The 6,300-nt window shown below is 48.0% G+C and carries 14 protein-coding genes; 3 read left to right on the forward strand and 11 right to left on the reverse strand.

Going from position 1 to position 6,300, the window contains the following annotated elements; all coding sequences use genetic code 11:
- Positions 1 to 116 precede the first annotated feature (116 nt).
- From M977_RS22580 to M977_RS22590, 3 genes are all read right to left on the reverse strand, one after another.
- Positions 117 to 458 carry a DUF2190 family protein gene (locus M977_RS22580; protein WP_064519070.1) on the reverse strand — a complete coding sequence of 114 codons (342 nt, stop codon included), beginning with the start codon at positions 456 to 458 and terminating at the stop codon, positions 117 to 119.
- Between the two features lie 34 nt (positions 459 to 492).
- Positions 493 to 1,257, reverse strand: coding sequence for a phage tail tip fiber protein (locus M977_RS22585; protein WP_064519072.1), 765 nt, complete (start codon positions 1,255 to 1,257; stop codon positions 493 to 495).
- 179 nt (positions 1,258 to 1,436) lie between these two features.
- Complete coding sequence (locus M977_RS22590; RefSeq protein ID WP_064519074.1) at positions 1,437 to 1,694, reverse strand: hypothetical protein; 258 nt, start codon at positions 1,692 to 1,694, stop codon at positions 1,437 to 1,439.
- A 262-nt stretch (positions 1,695 to 1,956) separates the two neighbouring features.
- On the opposite strand from M977_RS22590, the gene M977_RS22595 reads away from it, so the two are divergent.
- On the forward strand, positions 1,957 to 2,157 hold the full coding sequence (locus M977_RS22595; protein ID WP_064519076.1) for a hypothetical protein: 201 nt from the start codon (positions 1,957 to 1,959) through the stop codon (positions 2,155 to 2,157).
- A gap of 128 nt (positions 2,158 to 2,285) precedes the next feature.
- On the opposite strand, the gene M977_RS22600 is transcribed toward M977_RS22595, so the two are convergent.
- From M977_RS22600 to M977_RS22620, 5 genes are all read right to left on the reverse strand, one after another.
- Positions 2,286 to 2,624 (reverse strand): hypothetical protein, encoded by a 339-nt coding sequence (locus tag M977_RS22600; RefSeq protein WP_064519079.1) that lies wholly within the window; start codon positions 2,622 to 2,624, stop codon positions 2,286 to 2,288.
- 83 nt (positions 2,625 to 2,707) lie between these two features.
- Positions 2,708 to 2,953 carry a hypothetical protein gene (locus M977_RS22605; protein WP_064519081.1) on the reverse strand — a complete coding sequence of 82 codons (246 nt, stop codon included), beginning with the start codon at positions 2,951 to 2,953 and terminating at the stop codon, positions 2,708 to 2,710.
- Between the two features lie 96 nt (positions 2,954 to 3,049).
- Entirely contained in the window at positions 3,050 to 3,583 is a 534-nt protein-coding gene (locus tag M977_RS22610; RefSeq protein WP_064519083.1) for a DUF2514 family protein, read from the reverse strand.
- Entirely contained in the window at positions 3,583 to 4,074 is a 492-nt protein-coding gene (locus tag M977_RS22615; protein ID WP_064519085.1) for a lysozyme, read from the reverse strand. The genes M977_RS22610 and M977_RS22615 overlap by 1 nt, the downstream gene beginning before the upstream one ends.
- Positions 4,058 to 4,276 carry a class II holin family protein gene (locus M977_RS22620; protein ID WP_064519087.1) on the reverse strand — a complete coding sequence of 73 codons (219 nt, stop codon included), beginning with the start codon at positions 4,274 to 4,276 and terminating at the stop codon, positions 4,058 to 4,060. Before M977_RS22620 ends, M977_RS22615 begins: the two co-directional genes overlap by 17 nt.
- A gap of 193 nt (positions 4,277 to 4,469) precedes the next feature.
- Here M977_RS22620 and M977_RS22625 point away from each other — a divergent pair, with 193 nt between their 5' ends.
- The gene (locus M977_RS22625; protein ID WP_064519089.1) at positions 4,470 to 4,772 is read left to right on the forward strand and encodes a hypothetical protein; all 303 of its coding nucleotides are present in this window, start codon (positions 4,470 to 4,472) and stop codon (positions 4,770 to 4,772) included.
- 15 nt (positions 4,773 to 4,787) lie between these two features.
- Here M977_RS22625 and M977_RS25565 read toward each other — a convergent pair whose 3' ends face one another.
- From M977_RS25565 to M977_RS22640, 3 genes are all read right to left on the reverse strand, one after another.
- Entirely contained in the window at positions 4,788 to 5,069 is a 282-nt protein-coding gene (locus M977_RS25565; protein ID WP_064519091.1) for a hypothetical protein, read from the reverse strand.
- Between the two features lie 112 nt (positions 5,070 to 5,181).
- Positions 5,182 to 5,337: a DUF3927 family protein gene (locus M977_RS25365; RefSeq protein WP_245163535.1), complete on the reverse strand. Its 156-nt coding sequence runs from the start codon at positions 5,335 to 5,337 to the stop codon at positions 5,182 to 5,184.
- Complete coding sequence (locus tag M977_RS22640) at positions 5,330 to 5,761, reverse strand: tellurite resistance TerB family protein (protein WP_064519095.1); 432 nt, start codon at positions 5,759 to 5,761, stop codon at positions 5,330 to 5,332. Before M977_RS22640 ends, M977_RS25365 begins: the two co-directional genes overlap by 8 nt.
- A 239-nt stretch (positions 5,762 to 6,000) precedes the next feature.
- On the opposite strand from M977_RS22640, the gene M977_RS22645 reads away from it, so the two are divergent.
- Complete coding sequence (locus M977_RS22645; RefSeq protein ID WP_064519097.1) at positions 6,001 to 6,219, forward strand: hypothetical protein; 219 nt, start codon at positions 6,001 to 6,003, stop codon at positions 6,217 to 6,219.
- Positions 6,220 to 6,300: the final 81 nt, after the last annotated feature.

The following is a 6,300-nucleotide window of genomic DNA, read 5'->3' on the forward strand; positions in this document are numbered from 1 at the left end:
AAAATCAAAAACTAGCCGCTTTCCGCGTGCCCGTCGCCTCGTGGCAGGCCGGGTCCCCGGGAGTACCTTTTAAAATGATAGTGATTATCATTTGGTGTGGTTTTGGTCGGTGCGGGTCAGAAGCCAAGGCGCACGCGCCCTTCGGGGTCGTTCGGGTTAGTGGTGATCCATGCGGTACCAGCAAACGCGTTGGCATCTGTACCGTCCTTCTCATCAGATGTCAGCTTGCCGTCTTTGGTCAGCCACAGTTGTACACCACGCTGCCACGTTCCTGCGGCAACCTTGGGCAAGACAAACACGCCGGTCATCATCAGCTCACCGTCTGCATCAACTGGGATGTCGTGCTGGGCGATACCAATAAGATCACCAACAATTACCGGCTGACCTGATGCCACGTCTTTACCGGTACCGTTCTTCCAGTCCATGGTACTGCCGTCCTGATAGTAGTTCTTAGCCATTGGAATACCTGCCTGATTGAAGGGTTGATATGAACTAACGCTTTTGAATAGAGTTATGAATGAGGCCGCCTGGACGCAGGCTGGCCTGAATAGCTTTCGCGATAACGGCGCTTAACTCTTCATCATTGTGCTGGGTATTGATGTTCACAGTAATGACATTGCTGTTGTGTGGCGACCCCAGAGCACCACTGGTAACTTTGAACTGCTCAGCCAGAAACTCCACTTTGCTTTGAGGTATTAGCTCAGCGAACAATCTGCTCTCACGCACTGCATCAATAACAGCATCGCGCATATCGTCAGATAGTCGGGTTTTTGTGGCGGCGTCACCTACACCAACAGCCATACCTGCAGCGTACTGCTTTCCGCCCTTATCAGTGCCCACTTCAATGGTGTAGCCGCTGCTTAGCTTGCTACTGGCTGGGTTTTCCCCGAGAAATGATGCATCAAAACCAACGGCATCAGACCCTGGCAAGTAGCCACCGACAAACTCAACCGGCAGGCTTTCCCATGACACCGGCTGGTTATTATCACCTATACGCAAAGCAATAATCTGGTAGCCATCTGGCACAATCACATCGCGGGCTATGTTGCACTCACTTGAGCTACAACCCGAACCAATCGCGCAACCAACCATGAAGCCATCAAATGTTCCGCGCTGTTCCCATCCTGGCTTGACGGCATACAGGTGAACCCGATACTTCTCGCCAAGCCTGATCGCATTGCCCTGGTCATCATGGGTGACTATACCCATCGGTGGCAATGCCACCTTCACGCGGCTCATCTGGTGAGTATTCTTCATATTCATTTCCTTTTAGATGTGAGCCTGTCGCACGACAATACCGCCCGAGAGGTAACGGTATTACCCAGGCTCACTGCTGAAAGACTCTCTTTGGTGCGCGTGCGATGCGCATAAAAAAGCCACCAGCAGATGCCAGTGGCTTGGGTTGTAGCAGTCAAAACCGCCTAGATGTGTTTACGTTAAATTTTATCGATGAGTGTGTAGTTGTGCAAAATGTCCAAATGGTAAGTATCGAATGACGCATTGTCATTCATGCTGCCAGTAATGATTATTTTTGTGCGCCCCAATGAATCGACTCCACCAATGATTCTGATATCGATAGGTTGCAGGGCTTTTCTTTGAACAAACTCCACAAAATCAGCAAGTATTTCTTCTTTACCATAAACCGCAAAGCAGTTTGTACCGCAGTGAAGCGTTTCCAACCTCCCTTCAAGCATACTTTCGCCCTCTAAGAAATAGGTATCGCTAATTATGGTGCAGATGTTCTAGCTTCGTCAGAAAGAAAACCTCACCATTTCCATAGGTATTCAGTGAATGCTTATGATAATACCTACATGTCATTTAGTGGAATGGATATGATTAATAATCACTCTTAGTAATTATGCTAATTGATCATAATCAACAAAAATTATAATATGCTTTCACAAAGACAGAAAGGCATGCAACATTAGTGCAACAAGAAAGAAAGGGAGTTTCAAGATGCTGCTGCTCAGATTATCTGCATCAATTTTGTATGCACTACTGATTGCTCTAACCTTTATATGGGGAGCGCTTGTATTCGATATAGAGATAATTTCAGCGCCAGTGACTGAATTTATGTCAGAAATCGTCGATAACATATATGTCAAATTAACTGAAAATTCATTGCAGGAAAGTAGCGTGGCAGACTTAACTGAGTAGCTACTGAACTTTAGAAGTTGTTGCCCTGTAAAGATTCACAGCCCTCAGTTAATGCCTGCTGTAAGCCACTAAAAAAGCCACATGACAGTGCCAATGGGTCAGATTGTGCCACCTCCTCTAATGCAGGCTCAGCCGAATATCGAAAAGCCCTGGCCGATGCGAGTTGCTAGCCCATAAATGACAGACAGCATGATTAATCCGCATAACACGAATATAACGGTGAGAGACCCGGATAGCTGCTTATAAGTTGTCAGTCCTTCAGGGGAAACCCAGGCAGCAAGCTTTCCAGCGTTGCTTCCAACCAGCCATATAACCATGCCTGAGACTACAAATAGCAGACTGACAATAATACTCACTATCGGCTGAGAACTTTTGACTCCAAAAAATACATCTTCCCATAGAATGATGGCGGCATTAACACATGACAGCAGCGCGCTCACAGCAGAGCTAACTTTAACTAGCTGCATAATCTCTTCCCCTCAAAATTTGATGGGTGAAATTACCATAGTAACCATTATCAAGCCCACCCGCAGATGGGCTTTGTAATAGCTTACTGCTTAACCGCAGCGGCTTCGGGGGCATCAACCACAAAGATGGGTTGACCACCACTCGCTTTATCTTCGACGGCAATAATATCGTTTTCATCAAACCATGATGTCACTGCGCGGCCATCACCGGCCTTGTAATGCACATAGTAGCCATTGATGTGATTGGAATACTCTCCACGGCCTTTGATGTGGCCCATCTCGCCACTTACAGCAATTTCCACTAACTGGTTAAGTCCAAACTTAAACATGTAATTTCCTTCTGATATAAAAAAACCCGACCGGAGCCAGGCTGATTGTGTTGTCATATGTGAATTGACGATATTTTCTAAAATATAATCTCGCACCTACTCAGCATGATTCACTACAGCATCGTATGACCGCTCACATGCCAGGCCAGCTATTCGAGCGCGGTCAGCCGCTGCTGCATACTCACCCGCCGCTTTGTCTGATTCGATAAGCAACTGGGCGAACATATCGGTAGCGGTGGCTCTTGCCGCGCCTGCAGTGGCAGCGGAGGAAAGCTTGCTGGTTTCACTTGCTGCGAGCTGACGCCGGATGTTTGTGATGGTGAGCTGCAACTGGTCAGCAGAATGCTCAGCGTGAGCAGCATCAAGCCGTGCTTTGTCGAGTTGAGTTTGTGCATCTGCGGTTACCTGGTTGATTTCGTTCTGGCGGCGCTGTTCTTCGGTGCGCTCCTGCTCTTGTCGGCCGGCGAGTTCGAGGAGGTCTTTTCCATCACGTTCGGCCCACTTGATATTCCAGGCCTGATTATCGTCGAACTTGCCGGACTCATAGCCGTTGTAATGCAGTGCGTAACCAATGCCGCCCAGCGCAGCAGCTACAAATGCGATGATGAGTAACTGATAGCGAGTTTTCATTACTGTCCCCAGGTACATACTGCGTACTCAATATCTCTGCGGGAGATAAGCCCTTTCCACTGCACACCACCAGCAAATGTCCACCGCTTCAGCTCATCACAAGCGCCAATGATATCGCCTGTATTCAGCTTCTTCAGTAGAGTGGATTTGGCAAAAGCTCCGGCACCGACGTTATAGGTGAAAGAATAAAGAGCGGCGCGAGTTGGCTCTGGTATAGGAATACGAATTAACGGATCAATAGCCTTAGCAACCTTGCTCAGGTCTGACTTAAGCAACGCATCACATTCCCGGTTTGTATAGCGATACCCACGACGGATATCACTGCCCGTATGACCATCGCAAACAGTCCAGACGTCCACTACATCCTGGTATGCGTAATATCGACGGCCTTCTACACCATCAGCATTACCCAGCATCACACCAGCAATTGTGATTGCCCCTGCTCCACTGGCTATCGTGGCCACCAGCTTATTTCTAAGTGTCGGGTTCATGTTGGCTCCCATTCTTGCGCCGATCTTCTTTGATCTTGAAATAAAGGTTGGTCAGATAAGTCAGGATGGCTATCAGTATCCCGGCCAGTACACCAATAGCATTCCACTGTTCAGGGCTGTAGGCGTTAAGGATGCCATTGGCTATGCTGCCAATTGAGGCGCCATAGGCTGCGCCAGTGGTCAATTTATCCATTCGGTGCATGCTCTCACCTCGCTAGTTGCGGGTGCTGTGTGATGGGAATAAAAAAGCCCCGCGTAAGCGAGGCAGAAAGTTGAGGTGTATCAATCAGGTGAATGTGTTGTCTGGTAGCCTGAAGGTTCAGCCCACCCATGTGTCAGCATGGGTGTTTATCGCCGAAAGTCTGGCTGATGACCTCGGTTTACCAGGAGTTGTAATGAATAAAATTGATTATATGAAACCATTAAGCCAGCAATTAGATACCGTCTTACCACAGCTTGTTGAGCATGATGTGGTGATTGACAAAGTATTGCCATTCTATCTGGCTGTCACTGCAAAACTTTCAGGCAAAACCACCAAAGAGATATTTGGATATAACGCACAGGCTCTTGAGGCAATTTTCGGTTCTGAGAACGCAGGGAAGAATCCAAGAGAATTAGCTGAGTCAGAGTACGCCTATCGAGTGCACGCCATCGCGCGTGAGATGTTTGATAAGCTGCCAGAGATTAAAGCGGAATAAGAACGACAGGCGCGGTCATGCCGCGCCAATTCCGATCTTAGTGCAGAAATCGCGAGCAAATTGCTCGGCACGTTTCATTATGCCGTCAATTGTTGAATCGACAGCGTAGACCTCTTCATAAGAAAACTTAAGCTTCGCCGAGTTCTCCCCATCAGTGATTCCGCTCACTACGATATCGCACACTAAAAGCCTGGTGGTCCCCTCAAGGAGACTGGTTTTTTGTTTAAGTGTTTCACAGTAATTCGACGGGAATCGTAGGTCTCCCGTGGGGAATGAAATCTGAAATTTCAGGGTCATAACAACCTCTCTTTTGCTGTGTTTCCTCTCAGGTGAGGGGAATAAAAATCCCTTTCGGGTGGTGTTTTAACTCTTTGTCAAAGGCACCCTTCCGGATGCCTTTTGCAGAGAACTATTTTTGGTTTTTGATTAGCGGCCAGAGCGAAGCAACAACACCCAATACCAGAACGCCATCAGCCAGGATAGACATCATCTTTCCAGTGAAGTCGATCGCCACCACCAGAAACAGGAGAATGGCGACTATCAGTATGCGGGCCTTGTTAATCAAGGTAGGTTTCCAGACGCAGTCCAAGGCGGTTGGCGATTTCATCCAGCACCTTTTTCTCCTGTTCCTCGATATTGCCATCTGCTTCAGCAATAGCGATCGCCGTCACCAGAACATCTTCAGCCTCTCGCTGATCACCTTTGCAATCTTCAATTTCTCGATACGCCGCCAGACGACCAACTTTGTAGTTGGCTTCCAGCTGAGCAATGATTGTCGCGCTGATGCCCTGAATTTCAGAAGTGAATGCACCCAGCACTGGGTTAGCACGCAACACCTGGTCTACTGCAGCCTTTTCCACATTTGAGCAATCACCATCAGCATAAGCCACCAACCACGCCGCATTGATTACTGCCTGCGCCAGGTCGCGTTTCTCAAATTTCTTAACTTCAGCAACTGCTTTACGTGCTTTTTTACCAAAACCAAACATAGTGACATCCTTTAGTGGTGAGCCTTACGCTCAGAGTGGACAGCCCGCAGACGAGGTCACACTGACCACTGCTAAGGCTCACCCTGAAAGACTCTGCGGTTTAATGCGCCGAGCGTGGCGCAGATATGAAAAAGCCCCGGCATAGGCCAGGGCGATAAGTTTGTGCGCGGTGATATTTATATCGGCTTCCAAACCACCAGCCTGATATGCTTATTTTTTAACCATCATTCGGAGTGGCTATGAAAAACGTGCATGAGATTATTGGAAAGGCTGTTGATGACCTGCTTAATGGTGAAAACAGCCAATTCTTTAGCCGGGAGCTATTGCTGGAGCATCTGGTGCAAGAGTTTATGCGGGTGGCGTCTACTGATATATCTCAAGAGGAAGGGCAAAACTACGAATACGCAATGCGCATAGTGGCCTCACCTGTTCATCTGAATATAAAAAGCCCCAGCTAAGACCGAGACTGCAATATTCTGTGCAAAAAAAACCCGTATCACGGGATACGGGGGAAACTAAGGAGGCGCTGTTGTTAATAG

This window comes from Buttiauxella gaviniae ATCC 51604, from assembly GCF_001654835.1.
Taxonomy (GTDB): Bacteria; Pseudomonadota; Gammaproteobacteria; order Enterobacterales; family Enterobacteriaceae; genus Buttiauxella; species Buttiauxella gaviniae.

What these genes read in the sequence shown, in the direction of transcription:
- M977_RS22625 (WP_064519089.1), top strand. Translation starts at nt 4,470, where the DNA reads ATGAATAAAATTGATTATATGAAACCATTAAGCCAGCAATTAGATACC.
- M977_RS22585 (WP_064519072.1), bottom strand. Translation starts at nt 1,257, where the DNA reads ATGAAGAATACTCACCAGATGAGCCGCGTGAAGGTGGCATTGCCACCG.
- M977_RS22645 (WP_064519097.1), top strand. Translation starts at nt 6,001, where the DNA reads ATGAAAAACGTGCATGAGATTATTGGAAAGGCTGTTGATGACCTGCTT.
- M977_RS22610 (WP_064519083.1), bottom strand. Translation starts at nt 3,583, where the DNA reads ATGAAAACTCGCTATCAGTTACTCATCATCGCATTTGTAGCTGCTGCG.
- M977_RS22600 (WP_064519079.1), bottom strand. Translation starts at nt 2,624, where the DNA reads ATGCAGCTAGTTAAAGTTAGCTCTGCTGTGAGCGCGCTGCTGTCATGT.
- M977_RS22590 (WP_064519074.1), bottom strand. Translation starts at nt 1,694, where the DNA reads ATGCTTGAAGGGAGGTTGGAAACGCTTCACTGCGGTACAAACTGCTTT.
- M977_RS22580 (WP_064519070.1), bottom strand. Translation starts at nt 458, where the DNA reads ATGGCTAAGAACTACTATCAGGACGGCAGTACCATGGACTGGAAGAAC.
- M977_RS22615 (WP_064519085.1), bottom strand. Translation starts at nt 4,074, where the DNA reads ATGAACCCGACACTTAGAAATAAGCTGGTGGCCACGATAGCCAGTGGA.
- M977_RS22605 (WP_064519081.1), bottom strand. Translation starts at nt 2,953, where the DNA reads ATGTTTAAGTTTGGACTTAACCAGTTAGTGGAAATTGCTGTAAGTGGC.
- M977_RS25565 (WP_064519091.1), bottom strand. Translation starts at nt 5,069, where the DNA reads ATGACCCTGAAATTTCAGATTTCATTCCCCACGGGAGACCTACGATTC.
- M977_RS22620 (WP_064519087.1), bottom strand. Translation starts at nt 4,276, where the DNA reads ATGCACCGAATGGATAAATTGACCACTGGCGCAGCCTATGGCGCCTCA.
- M977_RS22595 (WP_064519076.1), top strand. Translation starts at nt 1,957, where the DNA reads ATGCTGCTGCTCAGATTATCTGCATCAATTTTGTATGCACTACTGATT.
- M977_RS22640 (WP_064519095.1), bottom strand. Translation starts at nt 5,761, where the DNA reads ATGTTTGGTTTTGGTAAAAAAGCACGTAAAGCAGTTGCTGAAGTTAAG.